Source organism: Enterobacter cloacae complex sp. IR5412, assembly GCF_049237385.1.
Classification (GTDB): domain Bacteria; phylum Pseudomonadota; class Gammaproteobacteria; order Enterobacterales; family Enterobacteriaceae; genus Enterobacter; species Enterobacter intestinihominis.
In genome coordinates this window covers 56033-70646 of sequence record NZ_JBMKHQ010000016.1, presented here as the reverse complement: position 1 = coordinate 70646, position 14614 = coordinate 56033, and the positions used below count along the sequence as shown (strand labels likewise).

13 protein-coding genes are annotated in these 14614 nt (G+C 57.6%); 4 read left to right on the top strand and 9 right to left on the bottom strand.

What is annotated here, in order from left to right:
- Nucleotides 1-109 precede the first annotated feature (109 nt).
- The 4 genes from ACOTX2_RS21410 to ACOTX2_RS21395 are packed head-to-tail and all read left to right on the top strand — an operon-like array spanning nt 110 to nt 5421.
- Nucleotides 110-838: a fimbrial biogenesis chaperone gene (locus ACOTX2_RS21410; protein WP_022649828.1), complete on the top strand. Its 729-nt coding sequence runs from the start codon at nt 110-112 to the stop codon at nt 836-838.
- Nucleotides 839-873: 35 nt separating this feature from the next.
- Nucleotides 874-3396 carry a fimbria/pilus outer membrane usher protein gene (locus ACOTX2_RS21405; protein WP_051979836.1) on the top strand — a complete coding sequence of 841 codons (2523 nt, stop codon included), beginning with the start codon at nt 874-876 and terminating at the stop codon, nt 3394-3396.
- 19 nt (nt 3397-3415) lie between these two features.
- On the top strand, nt 3416-4720 hold the full coding sequence (locus ACOTX2_RS21400) for a fimbrial protein (RefSeq protein ID WP_022649826.1): 1305 nt from the start codon (nt 3416-3418) through the stop codon (nt 4718-4720).
- A complete protein-coding gene (locus tag ACOTX2_RS21395) occupies nt 4720-5421 on the top strand; it encodes a fimbrial biogenesis chaperone (RefSeq protein ID WP_080298796.1) in 702 nt (233 codons plus the stop codon). The genes ACOTX2_RS21400 and ACOTX2_RS21395 overlap by 1 nt, the downstream gene beginning before the upstream one ends.
- 31 nt (nt 5422-5452) lie before the next feature.
- Here ACOTX2_RS21395 and rhaM read toward each other — a convergent pair whose 3' ends face one another.
- The 9 genes from rhaM to ACOTX2_RS21350 all read right to left on the bottom strand — a co-directional run.
- The gene (gene rhaM / locus ACOTX2_RS21390; RefSeq protein ID WP_022649824.1) at nt 5453-5767 is read right to left on the bottom strand and encodes an L-rhamnose mutarotase; all 315 of its coding nucleotides are present in this window, start codon (nt 5765-5767) and stop codon (nt 5453-5455) included.
- Nucleotides 5764-6912, bottom strand: coding sequence for a lactaldehyde reductase (gene fucO, locus ACOTX2_RS21385; RefSeq protein ID WP_063148345.1), 1149 nt, complete (start codon nt 6910-6912; stop codon nt 5764-5766). The genes rhaM and fucO overlap by 4 nt, the downstream gene beginning before the upstream one ends.
- 135 nt (nt 6913-7047) lie before the next feature.
- Entirely contained in the window at nt 7048-8049 is a 1002-nt protein-coding gene (locus tag ACOTX2_RS21380) for an ABC transporter permease (RefSeq protein WP_038416935.1), read from the bottom strand.
- Nucleotides 8046-9050 (bottom strand): ABC transporter permease, encoded by a 1005-nt coding sequence (locus tag ACOTX2_RS21375; protein WP_023305096.1) that lies wholly within the window; start codon nt 9048-9050, stop codon nt 8046-8048. Before ACOTX2_RS21375 ends, ACOTX2_RS21380 begins: the two co-directional genes overlap by 4 nt.
- Nucleotides 9050-10552 (bottom strand): sugar ABC transporter ATP-binding protein, encoded by a 1503-nt coding sequence (locus tag ACOTX2_RS21370; RefSeq protein WP_063148346.1) that lies wholly within the window; start codon nt 10550-10552, stop codon nt 9050-9052. Before ACOTX2_RS21370 ends, ACOTX2_RS21375 begins: the two co-directional genes overlap by 1 nt.
- A gap of 99 nt (nt 10553-10651) precedes the next feature.
- Nucleotides 10652-11638 carry a rhamnose ABC transporter substrate-binding protein gene (rhaS, locus tag ACOTX2_RS21365; protein WP_023298909.1) on the bottom strand — a complete coding sequence of 329 codons (987 nt, stop codon included), beginning with the start codon at nt 11636-11638 and terminating at the stop codon, nt 10652-10654.
- 82 nt (nt 11639-11720) lie between these two features.
- Nucleotides 11721-12551, bottom strand: a complete 831-nt coding sequence (rhaD, locus tag ACOTX2_RS21360; RefSeq protein ID WP_063148347.1) for a rhamnulose-1-phosphate aldolase — start codon at nt 12549-12551, stop codon at nt 11721-11723.
- 121 nt (nt 12552-12672) lie between these two features.
- Nucleotides 12673-13932, bottom strand: coding sequence for an L-rhamnose isomerase (gene rhaA / locus ACOTX2_RS21355; RefSeq protein ID WP_063148348.1), 1260 nt, complete (start codon nt 13930-13932; stop codon nt 12673-12675).
- Nucleotides 13929-14614: FGGY-family carbohydrate kinase (locus tag ACOTX2_RS21350; RefSeq protein ID WP_421625973.1), on the bottom strand; the 686-nt coding region annotated here is incomplete at its 5' end. The genes rhaA and ACOTX2_RS21350, both read right to left, overlap by 4 nt.

The window sequence follows — 14614 nt, the reverse complement described above, 5'->3', positions numbered from 1 at the left end:
CGGCCGGAGCAGTAGAAGCGCAAGCACAGTTCGCAATTACCTATTTGTAACTCTTTTAGGCGCTACTTAACGTAGCGCCATTTATTCCCTATTAATTAGGGAGGTGTATATGCTGTACACTAATAAATGCTGTTTTATTGCTGTAATGGCATTTTTGTCTTCTATTTTTATATCGAACATAGCATCTTCCAGTGTTATTCTTAAAGGTAATAGAATAATTTATTCTGCTGATGCAAAAGATAAGGTTGTAGAATTTTCTAACAATGGTGATACACCGATGCTGGTGCAGGTGTGGCTGGATAAAAATAACCCAGACTCAACGCCAGACACAGCGGATGCACCTTTTATCGTCACGCCACAAATATTTCGGATTAATGCGCTGAATGGTCATGCGCTGCGGCTAAAATTTACAGGGCAGACCCAACAGCTCCCACAGGATCGCGAGTCCGTGTTCTGGTTTAATTATTTGCAATATCCCGCCATTAAATCGTCCGATCTTGCACAGAATCGCCTGGCATTGATTGTAAAAAGCCGGCTCAAAGTATTTTATCGCCCGCCCGGTCTGCGCGGCGACGCCAGTCAGGCTCTGACGCAACTTCAGGTGCAGCGTAAAGGAAATATGCTGACGTTACAAAACCCTACGCCATGGCATATTTCACTGCGCAACGCGCTGTTAACCCGAGGTGAGAAATCTACGGCGGTTGGCCAATCGGTGATGATTCCACCATTTGGCGACACACGCTGGGTTTTAACCGATCCGGTGGCCACATCTGTCACGGTTTACGCCATGAATGATTATGGCACGGCGGTGAGCCACACCTTCACGCTGCCTCGCTAGAAGTCGACATGGAAAGAGTGGGCAGGGAGGGTTTTATGCTCCGACATCGCGCGTATCCCCGGTGTTGTCTGTTTGTCTCGACGCTGACGTTAATCAGCGCCTCTTTCGTGCAAGCGCAAGAAGCGTATGTCTTTGACGCGTCGCTACTTCGCGGGTCTGGCCTGAATAAGGTTGATATTGAACAGTTAAACCAGGATTCAATGATCAAGCCCGGCAGTTATACACTGGATCTATATGTTAACGGTACGCTGGCCGCGAGGGATGACATCGTATTTACAGCCGTGGAACATCGCGTAATGCCGTGTTTTAGCTGGGGTACCTTAAAAAAGATTGGGCTGAAATCGTTGCCGGAAGAGCCTGGAGAAGGCTGCTATCGTCCGGACAATGCGCTTTTTTCCGGCATCACGGTGAGCAGCGTGATGTCGCAAATGCGTGTTGATTTTTCGGTACCACAAACCCTGCTGGATAAACTGCCGCGAGGAGGAATACGTGAAGAGAGCCTGGAGTCCGGAGAAAGTATGCTCTTTCTCAACTACATGGCTAACCAGTACCACGTCACGCAAAAGCAGGATGGCGGTGGCACGACAGACTCCACTTACCTGAACCTGAATGGCGGGTTAAATCTGGGACTGTGGCGCTATCGTCAGCAGTCTGCGCTCAACTATGACAGCGATCTGGGCAGCCATTGGACAACAACGCGGCGCTATGTCCAGCGAGCGATTGTGCCGCTGCGCAGTGAAATGATGATTGGCGAAGGCTACACCGACGGCAGATTTTTTTCCGGGATCAGCTTTCGCGGCGTGCAGCTCACCTCCGATACCCGAATGCGTCCGGAATCTCAGCGCGGCTACGCGCCAGTGGTGCGTGGGATTGCGCGAACCAACGCCAAAGTGACCATTCGCCAGGGCAACAACACGCTCTATGAAACCACGGTCGCGCCCGGTGCGTTTGCGATTGACGATCTTTATCCCACTAATTACGCAGGCGATCTGAACGTCATTGTCACGGAAGCGGATGGGAATGAAAGTACGTTTAACGTACCCTTTTCCGCGCTGGCGGAATCCATGCGCGCGGGGTTTTCGGAATACAGTGCGACAGTGGGGCGCGTGCGGGACGTGGGCAACAATGACGAATTCAGTGAAATTGTCTGGCAGCACGGGGTAACGAATGCGCTCACTATCAATGCGGGCAATCAACTGGCAAACGGCTATCAGGCGTTTATGCTCGGCGGCGTTTACAGTTCCACGCTGGGCGCATGGGGGATGGACAGCACTTTCTCGCGCGCACGGCTGAACAGCGACGATTACCAAACCGGCTGGATGTCCAGGCTCAACTACAGTAAACATTTTCCACAGACGGGGACGTCGGTTGCGTTGGCGGGCTACCGCTACTCTACAGGCGGCTATGCTGAGCTGTACGATGTGCTCGGTTCACGCGCTGCGCATAATGAGGAGTGGCAATCCTCCACCTGGCGGCAGCGCTCCAGGGTTGAGCTTTCGGCCAGCCAGGCGCTGGACTGGTTGGGTAATATTAATCTTTCCTTCTCTTCACAGGACTATCGCGACCAGAAAAGCCGCGATAAGCAGCTTCAGGCCAGCTGGAGTAAGGCATTTGCCTACGGCATATCGGTGAACCTTACGGCGGCGCGCACCCGACGAATCACCCCATCTTCACAAAACGGCATGGGAAACGCCGTCGACTGGAGCGACGCCTGGCAGGCAAAAACGCAAACGCTGTGGTCATTATCGTTTTCTATTCCGCTTGGGCAGAGTCGCTACTCGCCAATGCTTTCGATTAGCGCTAACCATAGTGATGATGACGGCGGAGATTATCAGTCGACGCTTAGCGGGGTGATGGGTGAGCGCGATCCGCTGAGCTACAGCCTCAACTACGCCACAAACGATCGCGGGGAGCAGTCCGTCTGGGGAGCAAATTTTCAGAAGAATTTCCCTTGGGCCAGCGGCGGCGCGTCGTGGTCTTCCTCCAGTGATTACTGGCAGGCGTCGGCATCGTTACAGGGGGCACTGGTATTGCATCGTGGAGGTATCACGCCGGGACCGTATCTTGGTGACACCTTCGCATTGATTGAAGCACCCGGTGCGGATGGCGCACGGATATCCGGCGGGCAAGGGGCACAGGTGAACGCGTTTGGCTATGCGCTTGCACCATCGTTGGTGCCTTATCAGTTCAATACTGTCAGCCTGGACCCGCAAGACATGGCCGACGATGTGGAACTCCAGACATCGGTTCAGCGTGTTGCGCCATTCGCCGGGGCGATGGTTCGCCTGCGCTACACCACGCTTCAGGGACAGGCCATGTTGATCACTGCGCAGAGGCTGAAAGGTGAGGTTATCCCGATGGGGGCCGCCGTTTACGATGAGTATGACAACAGCATTGGCATGATGGGGCAGGCGAGTCAGCTCTATTTTCGCGCCAGCGACGAGAAAGGCATATTGCGGATTAAGTGGGGGGAGGCCCAGCAGGAAAGCTGTCGGATAGCCTGGCAAAATACGCAGCCGTCGGAACCGTTACGGGTATTAACGTTGCCTTGCCGTTAAGCCCACCAGGGAGGAAATCATGAACAGACTACGTTTTGTCGTCGCGGCATTTTGCCTGATGAGCGTGGCGGCGTTTGCCCAGTGCGAAAAAGGGCCAAAATTCGAGCACACCGAAGAGGACGCAATGGGGACAGGGCTTGCGCTGGGGCGTATCAATGTCAGCAGCATTGACGTTCAGCCGGAAGGTACAGTTTTGGCTAGTAGCGTGGTGCGCTTCTCTGATAATCCGCTCTATAGCAGCCCCGATAATATTTTGTGGGTCTGCGATATTAGCGATAAAAATAACATCTTCGAAATCATTGCCACTAACGGAGATGACCGTTACGGCGGCTACTGGGATATGGGGCAGGCAAGCGGTAATCCGAATGTTTACGGCACCTTATTTAAAAAAGTCGGGGTGCGTTTAACGCACCTTAACTCAGGCACTGTGTTTACCCGAAATTATCAACGGATACCGATGACCCGGTACGCGGTCTCAGACGATGGCAAAAAAATTTATATTCGGGTCAAGGATTTTAGCCCCATTCGCGCCGAGGCGATTCGTCTCAGCGCAGATGTTCCCACCAACACGGGAGCTGGAACCTGGTGTGGCGCTCCGGTGAGTAGCGGCAGCTATAGCTGTAATCAGCCCAATGGCTACGTCAGTTTTTGTTCGCCGGGCAGTAAAAATAACGATGCTTACTGTGATTCCGGAGACTCGGCAACCAGTTACACCGGGTGGGGTTACGATAACTGGATGGCGTTAAACATGGGAACGGCACCTGTCTCAACGCTGACCACCATCGCTACGTGCGTGGCGAAAAACGTCACGCCTGTGGTCGTGTTCCCTTCTATTTCGCGAACTGAGCTGGAAAGCGGCAAAGCGGCGCAAGCCAATTTCAGCGTGACGGTTCGTTGTGAAAATACAGCCGTCGGCGGTGTGGCGCAAAACCAGACGGCGCTGGGGTTACAGGTGCCTTACGAAAGCTTTCTCGCCGCGCAAACTCTTGGGCTAGTCAACAGCAGCGGCGGGGTGAGCCATCTCCTTTCCGAGAATTACGGACAAACCGGTATGGCAAGGGGAGTGGGGATACAGATTGCTAATGCCAGCGACGGTATAGTTCGCCAGTTCCTCGGTTGGGATCGCTGTACGACCACCAGTTGCGCAACGGGCAATAGCGGTGGCTGGTATCCCGTCAATGTAGGAGCAACCCGAATTGCAGGATCAGGGAATACCCAGGACTACCTGATTAACTTTAATGCTTCACTGGTGCGTTTACCTGACGAGGCGATCGCTGCCGGTAAGGTAGATGCCAGGGCGTATGTTTGGGTGAAAGTGCAATGATGCGTATTTCTCTGTTATTGCTATGGATGCTTGTGTCCTGGCCCTGCGCAGCGGGCATTATTGCCTCCGCAACGCGTGTGATTTTTCATGAAGGCGAAGCGCAACAGAGTCTGATGCTGGTGAATACCAATCCGTGGCCGGTAGTCGTGCAAACCTGGGTGGATGATGGCGATATCAATCGCGAACCGGGAAGTGTTAAAACGCCGTTTGTTGCGGTGCCGCCGTTGTTTCGTCTGGAGCCTAAGGGAGTACAAGGGCTACGTATCATGCACAACAAAGCGCGTATGCCCACTGACCGGGAATCGGCATTCTGGCTGAACATCTATGAAATCCCGCCTACCGGAAGTGTTGCCACACAACAACAAAGCATGGTGCTGACGATGAATACACAGATGAAAATATTCTGGCGTCCGGCGTCGCTCAACAATCCAGAAAGCGCGTGGGCGCGATTAACCTTTCATCGCGAGGGTTCTGTGCTGGTTTGTCATAATGATTCGCCTTACTTTGTCTCTTTTGCGGGCATTAACTTTAAGGCAGGCGAAAAGCTGTATCCGGTGACACAACTACCCGACATGATGGTTGCCCCCTTCGGGGAGAAGCGCTACGCCTTTGCCGCCAATGCCCCCTTCTCCGGGCAGGTGCAGGGGGAGTTAATCGACGACAACGGTAATAGCGCTGTTTATAACTGGCCGGTTAAATAACGCGACCCGACACAATATGCCGGGCCATGGCTCAGTCCAGGTAAAACACCTCGTTCAGCTCCGCACTCACCGGGCTGTTGTCCGGGTTAGACGGCATAACGTCAGCCATATGTTTCCACCAGCGCTGGCAGACGTCGGTGTTTGCCACCGCGTTCCAGCGCTCTTCCGATTCAATCTCCACTGTCGCAAACAGCAGGTTGCGGGCTTTGTCGAGGTAAATGGCGTAGTGGTGCGCGCCGTGGGCTTTCAGCACCGCTTCCAGCTCAGGCCAGATCGGGTTGTGGCGGCGCGCATACTCCTCGTGCGCATCCGGGTTTACCTGCATCACAAACGCTTTGCGGATCATAATGCCTCCAGGTACAGCTCGCGGACCTCATCGCGGCTGGCGGTGCGCGGGTTGCACGGCGCGCACGGGTCAGCGAGGGCTTTATCCAGCCAGCCTTCAATATCGGCTTTGGTGACGCCGAGCTGGCTAAATCCGGACGGAATGCCGACCCGGGCACTTAGATCGCGAATCGCCTGAATGGCTGACATGCTGGCCGCTTCATCGCTCATGCCGCGCGTGTCAACGCCCATCGCCTGCGCCACACGGGCGAATCGGGCGACCGCGTTCGGGCGGTTAAAGTTTTCGATGATCGGCAGCAGGATGGCGTTGCACACGCCGTGCGGCAGGTTGTGCGTCGCGCCCGGCTGGTGCGCCAGAGCATGCACCAGCCCCAGCCCGGCGCTGTTAAACGCCATGCCCGCCAGATACTGCCCAAAGGCCATCTTCTCGCGCGCTTCCAGGTTGTGACCGTCGTCGACCGCTTTCGGCAGCCAGAGGTTGATCAGACGAATGGCTTCCAGCGCGTTGGCATCGGTCAGTGGGTGCGCGCCCACGGAGACGTAAGCTTCAATGGCGTGGGTTAGCGCGTCCATGCCGGTTGCGGCGGTCACGGAGGCCGGAATATCGAGCATCACGCTGGCATCGTCCACGGCGATATCCGGGATGATGTTCGGGTCGATGATCACCTCTTTCACCTGCCGCGCGGAGTCGATGATCACCGCGTTGCTGGTCATCTCCGCTGCCGTGCCTGCGGTGGTGTTGATCGCCACCAGCGGCACGCCCGCGTTTTTCACCTTGCCGACGCCGGAATAATCGGTTGACGGACCGGGGTTGGCGGTGAGGATTTTGATTGCCTTGGCGGTATCAATCGGGCTGCCGCCGCCAAAGGCAATCAGGTAATCACACTCTGCATCCTGATATGCCGCATAGCCTTTTTGCACCAGCGCTTCCGTCGGATTCGGGAATACTTCATCGAACAGGTGATACGACATCTGATGGGCGTCGAGCGCGGAAAACAAACTGTCGAGCAGGCCCAGCTTCACCAGCTGGCCGTCGGTGACAATCAGCGCTTTTCCCCACTGCTTGTTTGCCACCAGATTGACCATATCGCCGATCGCGCCCGCGCCGTGCAGGCTGATTTTGGGGAGTGCCAACATAAAGCTCATGATAATTCTCCTTAATATGCTTTTGAGGTAATCCGTTCCCCTCACCCTAACCCTCTCCCCGGAGGGGAGAGGGGACTGCTTGGTGCGGCTTTTCACCCTCTCCCCTCAGGGGAGAGGGCAGGGGTGAGGGGCAATTTAATTCCGTCTTCGCTGCATCATCCGGCGGGTAATAATCGGCAGCGAAATCACCACGATTAGCATCGCGCCGATAATCACCGACATCACAATGCCGGGCACGTTGAGCAGGCTCAGGCCGAAGGTCACCAGCCCCATCAGGAAGGCGGCGATAATCACGCCCACCATGCTGCCGGACCCACCGAGAATATTGACGCCGCCGAGCACCGCCATCGTCACCACCGCCAGCTCCCAGCCCATCGCGATGGTCGGGCGGGTGCTGCCCAGACGCGAGGTAAGCAGCACCGACGCCAGGCCGGACATCAGCCCAACCAGCGCGAAGAGGATCAGGTTGTGGCGCTTCACGTTGATGCCGGAGTACCACGCGCCGGTCGGGTTGTTGCCGATGGCGTAGGTGCGGCGGCCAAAGTTGGTGCGGTGCAGCACAAAGGCAAACAGAGCGGCCAGCACGATAAACAGCGCAAACTCAAACGACAGCGCGCCCCAGACGTAGCCCTGGCCGAACCAGGCGAAGCTCTCAGGGTAGCTGTTCAGCGCCTGGTCCCCGAGCAGAATGTAGGTGATCCCGCGGTACAGGCTCATGGTGCCGATGGTGATGACGATGGACGACAGGTTAAAGCGCGTCACCAGAATGCCGTTGAACAGCCCGCACAGTAGCCCGACGCCTAATCCGACGCAGACCAGCAGCGGCGTATCGACGCCCGCCGCCGCGCAAAAGCCCATCACCGTGGAGCTGAGCGCGATGGTGGAGGCTACCGACAGGTCAATTTCCCTGGCGATAATCAGCATCGCCATCGGCAACACGATGATCGCTTTTTCGGTGAAGTTGAACGTCGCGTCGGAGAGGTTCCAGATATTGAGGAAGTAGGGTGAGGCGAGCGCGTTCACCACAAACACCGCCAGCGTCACCGCCAGCAGGAACCCCTCCCAGCACAGCAGACGCTGGAAGATGCCCGGCGCAGAAGTGGGTTTGATTGCTTCAGATGTCATCATTTTGCTCATGATTTCACCGCCAGTTTCTGACGTGCCAGCGCCGCATCGCGCAGTATCAATCGGCCTTTACGTTTATTGCCGCGCTCGTTCAGCAGCACTGCTATCACAATTACCGTGCCGGAAATCGCCATCTGCCAGAACGGGGAGACGCCGATCACCGGCAGGGCGTTGTTAATCACCCCGAGGAACAGTGCGCCAAACAGACAGCCGAGCACGCGCCCGGTGCCGCCCATGGTGCTGATCCCCCCAATCACACAGGCTGCCACCACCTGCAATTCAAAACCGTTAGCGACGTCAACATACGCAACGGCAAAGCGCGATATCCACAGGTAGCCGCAGAACCCGGCCAGCAGACCGGAAAGGCAGAAGCTAATGAACTGCATTTTTCCGGCGTTGATCCCGGTGTAGTACGCTGCCGTGGCATTACCGCCTGCGGTGTAGAGCGCTCGTCCGGTGCGGCTGTAGCGCAGGAAGTAGCCCACCAGCAGCAGCGCGGCGATGGCGCACCAGCTCAGCACCGGCAAGCCCAGCACTGACGCACGTGGCAGGCCGAGGAAATCTGTACCCATCTGGTTTGAGTTCACCCAGCCGCCGCCGGAGAGCAAAAAGATCATTCCGCGGTAGATGCTCATAGTGCCGAGCGTTACCACAATCGCCGGAATGCCCAGCTTCCACACCAGCAGGCCGTTTATCGCGCCCATCAGCAGCCCAAGCACGCTGGCAAGGATCAGCAGCGCCCAGACGGGCACGTCCGGGTAATGGAAATTAATCAGGGCGACAATCATCCCGGTCAGGGCCAGATTGGCCGCCATCGACAGGTCGATGCCTTTCGTGAGCAGCACCATCATCTGCCCGAGCGCGAGGACGATCAGAATGGCGGTGTCGTTAAACATCTCCACCAGGTTGCCCGGCGCGATAAACGATGGCACGCGGCTACCAATGGCGACGATCATCAGGATAATCACCGCGCCCAGCAGGGCTTCGCGGTGTTTTAAGAGTGAGCTAAGCATTATGCCGCCTCCTGTTTTGCACCGCTGGCGGCGCTGACGATGGTTTCCGCCGTCGCGTCTCCCGCCTGGTACTCGGCCACCATCAGCCCCTCGTGCATGACGATAATGCGATCCGCCATGCCCATCACTTCCGGCAGTTCGGACGAGACCATAATTACCGCCAGCCCCTGACTGACCAGCTCGGACATAAACTGATGCACGGCTGCTTTTGAGCCGATATCGATGCCTTTTGTCGGCTCATCGAGGATAATCACGTCAGGGTGCGTCGCCAGCCATTTGCCGATCACGACCTTTTGCTGGTTGCCGCCAGAGAGGGTCTCCACCGCCTGCTTCCAGCTGAAGGCTTTCACTTGCAGGCGTTTGGCGTACTCGTCCGCCAGCTTCCATTCACGGTCGTCATGCAGCACACCGTTCGGATTGAGCTTGCTGAGCTGAGGCAGGCTGATGTTCTGGGCAATCGGCAGGGCGATAATCGCCCCCTGTTTCTGTCTTTCTTCCGGCACGCAGACGATACCGGCTTTGATCGCATCCGCAGGCTGGCGGAAGCGCCGGGGCTGTCCGTTGAGGATAATTTCCCCGGACGATGGCCGCGTGACGCCGGAAAGCGCCTGCATCAGCTCGGTACGCCCGGCCCCCACCAGCCCGTAAAAGCCGAGGATTTCTCCTTTACGCAGGGAGAACGAGATATGCGCAAACTCGGTCGGATGGCAGAGGTTTTTCACCTCCAGCACCGTCTCGCCTTTTTCGCAGTCGATTTTAGGGAAAGTTTGGGTAATGGCGCGCCCGACCATCATCGATACCATCCGCTCCTCGGTGATCTCATTTATTGCACCTGCGCCGACGAACGCGCCGTCGCGCAAAATAGTGTAGTGATCGGCCAGCTCAAAAATCTCGTCGAACTTGTGGGAAATAAACAGGATGGCTTTTCCCTCCTGCTTTAAGCGCTCCACAATCTGGTAAAACTCGAGGATTTCATGCTGTGACAGCGCCGCCGTGGGTTCATCGAGGATCACCACCTGCGCCTCAAACGACAGCGCGCGGGCAATCGCCACCATGTGACGCTGGGCGATGCTCAGGGTTTTCAGCGTTGCGCGCGGGTCGATTTGCACCTCAAGGCGGGCGAGAATAGCCTGCGCCCGGCGGTGCATTTCCGGCCAGTCGAGCTTTTTCAGGAAGCCTTTGTGAAGGTACTGACCGACAAAAATATTCTCGGTGACCGAGAGTTCATCAAACAGCACGGTTTCCTGGTGAATGGCGGTGATGCCCATTTTATGCGCCGACTCCGGCGTCGGGAGATGAACGGGGATCGCTTTATAGAGAATTTCGCCCTCGTCGGGCTGGTAAATGCCGGTCATCACTTTGACCAGCGTCGACTTGCCCGCGCCGTTTTCGCCTATAAGCGCCGTCACTTTGCCGGGCCACAGCGCAAGCTGCACGTTCTCAAGAGCACGCACGCCGGGGAACACCTTGGTGATGCCAGAAAGCTGTAGCAATGGGGTCATGATAGTTCTCCTGGACAGAGGAATTTGTAGGGCGGGTAAGCGGCAGCGCCACCCGCCTTTTGCCGGATGGCGCTACGCTTATCCGGCCTACAAATTGCATCAAAAGATTTTCGAGAACTTATCAATATTGCTGGCATCGTAGACGAACGGCTCGGCCATCGCGCCGTTGCCGTCAGCATCCAGCTTCACTTTGCCCAGTCTGCCCATGCTGGCCTCGCCTTTCGTGGCCGTGCCTTTCACCAGGTCATCCGCCAGGTAGGTTGCCGCATAGCCGAGGTCGATCGGGTTCCAGATGGCAAAGCTCTTGCTCGCGCCGGACTTCACCGCGCCCGCCATCTCGGACGGCAGGCCTAAACCGGTGACGTACACTTTGCCAATCTTGCCCTGGTCCTTCACCGCCTGCGCAGCGGCCACAATGCCCACGGACGATGGCGAAACAATCACTTTCAGTTCGGGGTAGGTTTTCAGCAAGCCGACCGCTTCGCGGTAGCTTTTGTCAGAGAGATCGTCTCCGTAGGCCACGGTCACCAGATTGACGGACGGGTACTTCGGCAGCACCTTTTTCATCTCCGCAATCCAGGTATTCTGGTTGGTGGAGGTTGGCGTGGCGCTCAGCACCGCCACGTCGCCCTTCTCCACGTTCAGCGCTTTCAGCGCGTCGGCGGCGAGCTTCACGTTGGTTTCGCCAATCAGGGCATTATTGGACGGGTTGAGGTGGATCTGGCGTCCGGCTTTCGCCACCCCGGAGTCCCACGACACAACCTTAATGCCGCGCTGCATCGCTTTTTTCAGCACCGGCACGACGGCGTCCGGATCGTTCGCGGAAATCGCGATCGCATCCACGCCCTGGGCGATCAACCCGTTCAGCACCTCGATCTGCGCTTCCGCCGTGGTGGTGGTCGGGCCGGTATAAATCACTTTTACATCGCCTAACTCTTTGGCCGCCTCCTGCGCGCCGACGTTCGCTGCCTCGAAGAATCCATTTCCTAAGGACTTCGCCACCAGGGCGATTTTCACTTCTGCTAAAGCGGAACCGGACAACGCCAGAGCGGCAACGGTGAGGATCAAGCTTGCTTTTATTTTCATTGCTTTTACTCCACTGACTTGAGTTAGTTGTAGGGATTGCAGGTGGTTTTCGCCCCGTCTCAATGAGCGGGGCGCGATGTTGTTATTGGTACAGATCTAACGCCGACTGCATGGGGGTGACGCCAAAGCGTTTGCCCAGGGCGATCAGCTCTTCCCGGGTGATGGTCTGCTTCATGCCGCCCATGGAATAGACCTTCACCAGCACTTCCGCGGATTTCTCGGCGGTGTCGATCAGGCCGAAGGTTTCATCCAGCGTCGGGCCGCTGCCGAAGACGCCGTGGAACGGCCACAGCACCAGTGAGTGCTTCTGCATGTCCGCTGCGGTTGCCTGACCGATTTCGTCGGTGCCCGGCACCATCCACGGCAGAATGCCGACGCCGTCCGGGAACACCACCAGACACTCGGTACTGCCTTCCCACAGTTTGCGGGTGAAGAAATCAGAATTATTTTCCAGCACGTAGGTCAGGGCGATCAGGTTGGTGGCGTGGCAGTGCATGATTACGCGGTCCTTGCCATTGGTCGCCTTGATGCGCTCGCAGTGGGAGAGGAAGTGTGCCGGGAGTTCGGATGTCGGTACCGCGTCGTCCGTCAGACCCCAGAGAATGTGGTAGCCCGCACCGTCGCTGTCCACTTTCACCACGCCAAGGTTGGCCTGCGGGTCGAGCTGGACGTTGCGGAAGAACTTCCCGGAACCGGTGACGATAAACGGCGTGTTGGCGAGCAGCGGCATCGGCTGGCTCAGGGCGATATAGCGCGGCTTCTGGTGGAAATCGGCGGCAAATGGCTCGATATCCGCGTCGTCCAGGCGTAGCGTCAGGTTGCCGCCGTTGCGCTCATCCCAGCCTTTGAGCCAGGCGTCAGAGGTGGCTTTGATCATGCCCTGGACGAACCAGGAAGTGGTGATGGTCTGCATAGTTTTCATTTCCAGTTATCGCGGTGAGGTTGAACCCCTCACCCTAACCCTCTCCCCAAAGGGGAGAGGGGATGGTTTGCTCCCTCTCCCCTTTGGGGAGAGGGCAGGGGTGAGGGGGCAGTTACCCGCGCTGACTCAACACGTCTTCCTCATATGCCCGCACGTTGTCCAGCCACTGGCTGCCCGCAGGCGCATCGTGACGCTGGCAGTACATCTCCCATACCGCCTGCCACGGCAGGGATTTCTGCTCTTCCAGCAGCGCCAGGCGCGCGGTGTAGTCGCCGTTTCCTTCCAGCTGTTTCAGGGCGGCGACAGGCTCCAGCAGCGCGCGCAGCAGGGCTTTCTTCATGTTGCGGGTGCCGATAACCCACGCCGCGATGCGGTTGATGGAGGCGTCGAAGAAGTCGAGGCCAATGTGTACGCGGTCAAAGAGGTCGTGGCGGATGATTTCGCTGGCAATGGCCTGGGTTTCGTCATCCAGCAGCACCACGTGGTCGCTGTCCCAGCGAACCGGGCGGCTGACGTGCAGCAGCAGACGCGGCACGTAGAGCATGGCGGCGGAAATTTTGTCGGAGATCACCTCGGTTGGGTGGAAGTGGCCGGCATCCAGGCACAGCGCGGTCTGGCGGCTGGTGGCGTAACCCATGTAGAACTCGTTTGAGCCCACGGTGTAGCTCTCTGCGCCAATGCCGAACAGCTTGCTCTCGACGGCGTCGATGTGGTGCGCCGGGTCCAGTTTTTCGCTGATAGCTTCATCCAGCGCGGCCAGCAGACGCTGACGCGGGGCCAGTCGGTCTACGGTGATGTCCTTCATGCCGTCCGGGATCCAGATATTCATTACCGATGGCGTGCCAAGCTGCTCGCCGAAATACGCCGAGACGCGGCGGCTGGCTTTGACATGGTCGATCCAGAATTGGCGGATTTCGTCGTTGGCGTGCGCAAGGGTAAACCCGTCCGCGCTCAGCGGGTGCGAGAAGCAGGACGGGTTAAAATCCAGACCCAGCCGGTTGGCCTTCGCCCACTCCACCCAGTTCTTAAAGTGTTCCGGTTTGATTTCGTTACGCGCGACCGGCTCGTCGGATTCGAGATAAATGGCGTGCAGGTTCAGGCGCTTTGGCCCGGGGATCAGGCTCAGCGCCAGCTCCAGATCCGCACGCAGTTCGGTGGCGTTGCGCGCTTTGCCCGGGTAGTTACCCGTGGCCTGAATACCCCCCGTCAGGGAACCGCCCGGGTTCTCGAAACCGGCGACGTCATCACCCTGCCAGCAGTGCATGGAGACGGGCAGACGGTCGAGCTGGCGCAGCGCCTCTTCGACATCCACGCCGACGGCGGCGAAACGCTGTTTAGCCAGATCCCAGGCTTGTTCAAGTTGAGTGGTCATGCGCAAAGCTCCTTAGTCAGTCGTTTTTGCTGAAACTGCGCCCGGTAGCGGGCAATTTCATGGCAGGGATGGGGGGTGAAGGTGGTCAGGCTGTTATTCGCCGTCACCACCGAACGGAAATCGTCGACGTTTGAAAGTTCGTCCAGGGTCATCAGCTGAATGCCGATATTGCCGAGCGTGGAGGCTTCAATCGGACCTGCCACCACGGTAATGCCGCAGGCATCCGCGCAGAGCTGGTTCAGCAGCTGGTTCTGGCAGCCGCCGCCCACGATATGCAGTTGTGTGAACGGTTTGCCGCGAAGGTCAGCCAGCTCGCTCAGGATGTCGGCATACAGCAGGGCGAGGCTGTCAAAAATGCAGCGTGCCAGCTCGGCGGGGCGGGAAGGTACCGGCTGCCCCGCTTCAAAACAGGCGGCCTGGATTTCGGCGCTCATGTGCACCGGGTTGATAAAGCGATCGTCGTTCGGGTTGATCAGGAAGGTGCAGGCCTTCAGCGTTTCGGTTTCCGCGATAAGTGCGGGCAGGTCGGTGATGGCCTGCTCTTTCAGCACCCGCTGGAGCAGCCACAGCCCCATGATGTTCTTCAGCACCCGGTAGCGGCCTTCGGCACCGCCTTCGTTGGTGATGTTCGCCGCCATCGCGGCATCGCTGGTGTACGGGGTTTTGCTCTCGAAGCCCATCA

Coding starts and splice junctions, on each gene's coding strand:
- rhaA (WP_063148348.1), bottom strand. CDS start 13,932: ATGACCACTCAACTTGAACAAGCCTGGGATCTGGCTAAACAGCGTTTC.
- ACOTX2_RS21395 (WP_080298796.1), top strand. CDS start 4,720: ATGCGTATTTCTCTGTTATTGCTATGGATGCTTGTGTCCTGGCCCTGC.
- ACOTX2_RS21375 (WP_023305096.1), bottom strand. CDS start 9,050: ATGCTTAGCTCACTCTTAAAACACCGCGAAGCCCTGCTGGGCGCGGTG.
- rhaD (WP_063148347.1), bottom strand. CDS start 12,551: ATGCAGACCATCACCACTTCCTGGTTCGTCCAGGGCATGATCAAAGCC.
- ACOTX2_RS21400 (WP_022649826.1), top strand. CDS start 3,416: ATGAACAGACTACGTTTTGTCGTCGCGGCATTTTGCCTGATGAGCGTG.
- rhaM (WP_022649824.1), bottom strand. CDS start 5,767: ATGATCCGCAAAGCGTTTGTGATGCAGGTAAACCCGGATGCGCACGAG.
- ACOTX2_RS21370 (WP_063148346.1), bottom strand. CDS start 10,552: ATGACCCCATTGCTACAGCTTTCTGGCATCACCAAGGTGTTCCCCGGC.
- ACOTX2_RS21405 (WP_051979836.1), top strand. CDS start 874: ATGCTCCGACATCGCGCGTATCCCCGGTGTTGTCTGTTTGTCTCGACG.
- ACOTX2_RS21410 (WP_022649828.1), top strand. CDS start 110: ATGCTGTACACTAATAAATGCTGTTTTATTGCTGTAATGGCATTTTTG.
- rhaS (WP_023298909.1), bottom strand. CDS start 11,638: ATGAAAATAAAAGCAAGCTTGATCCTCACCGTTGCCGCTCTGGCGTTG.
- fucO (WP_063148345.1), bottom strand. CDS start 6,912: ATGAGCTTTATGTTGGCACTCCCCAAAATCAGCCTGCACGGCGCGGGC.
- ACOTX2_RS21380 (WP_038416935.1), bottom strand. CDS start 8,049: ATGAGCAAAATGATGACATCTGAAGCAATCAAACCCACTTCTGCGCCG.